Consider the following 1,223-nt stretch of genomic DNA (forward strand, 5'->3'; position numbering starts at 1 on the left):
TGGATAGGTTACACTTTATTGGACAATTCTAAAGAGAACTGTTTATAATAAATAAAAATGAAATGAGGTAACCAAAATGGCAAGAGAAAGAAGAAATTACAGTGATGAATTTAAAAAGAAAATTGTTGAATTGTATAATAGTGGAAAACCAAGAGCTGAACTTGTAAGAGAGTATGAATTAACACCATCAGCTTTATCATCATGGATTAATAAATACAATAATTCAGGTTCGTTTAAAGCAGAAGATAACAGAACCCCTGAAGAAAATGAATTAATCAAACTTCGTAAAGAAAATCAACGATTAAAAATGGAAAATGATATTTTAAAGCAAGCGGCGTTGATTATGGGACGAAAATAAATGTTATTTTATCCAATTCGTATAAATATCCAATCAGCGCGATGTGTAAATTACTCAATATTTCAAGATCATCTTTATATTACGCTAAAAATAAACCTGCAAAAAAATATAACGCAGAAGAAGAAAAACTAACTCAACATATTAAAGAAATATTTAAAAATAGTCGTAATAACTATGGATCTAGAAAAATCAAAGTTGAATTGAAGAAAAAGGGTATTATAGCCAGTAAGCGACGAATTAGACGTATCATGAAGGAAAATGGCCTTGTATCAACGTACACAGTCAAACAATATAAAGTGCATAAACAGACATGCAATAACGATAAAATAGATAACAAGTTAAAACGAAATTTCAATCAAGAAGAAAGAATGAAAGTAATTGTAAGTGATTTAACTTATGTCAATGTTGCAGGAAAATGGAATTACATATGTTTAATGTTAGATCTATATAACAGGGAAATTGTAGGCTATGCAGCAGGGAAACATAAGGATGCTGGTTTGGTTAGAAAAGCAATAACTACAATAAAATATGATTTAAATAAAATTGAAATATTTCATACAGACAGAGGAAATGAATTTAAAAATAATATTATAGATGAAGTACTAGATACTTTTAAAATAGATAGGTCACTTAGTGCAAAAGGATGTCCATATGATAATGCAGTAGCAGAAGCAACCTATAAGATAATAAAAACAGAATTTGCATTTAATAGAATATTTGATGATTTTGAAGAATTAGAAATAGAATTGTTTGATTATGTAAATTGGTATAACAATATTAGAATTCATGGTTCACTAGGATATAAGACACCTATTGAATATCGTGCGTTCTCATAAAAAGTGTCCAAAAAAGTGTTGACAATCCA

1 protein-coding gene is annotated in these 1,223 nt (G+C 28.2%); it reads left to right on the forward strand.

Features of this window, described 5'->3' with window-relative positions:
* Window positions 1–76 precede the first annotated feature (76 nt).
* A protein-coding gene (locus DW911_RS10865) for an IS3 family transposase (protein ID WP_118607815.1) occupies window positions 77–1,194 on the forward strand; the annotation gives its coding sequence in 2 pieces (ribosomal slippage) (window positions 77–323 and window positions 323–1,194; 1,119 coding nt in all).
* Window positions 1,195–1,223 lie beyond the last annotated feature (29 nt).

Origin of the sequence: Erysipelatoclostridium sp. AM42-17 (genome assembly GCF_003480255.1) — a bacterium.
Classification (GTDB): Bacteria; Bacillota_I; Bacilli_A; order Erysipelotrichales; family Coprobacillaceae; genus Faecalibacillus.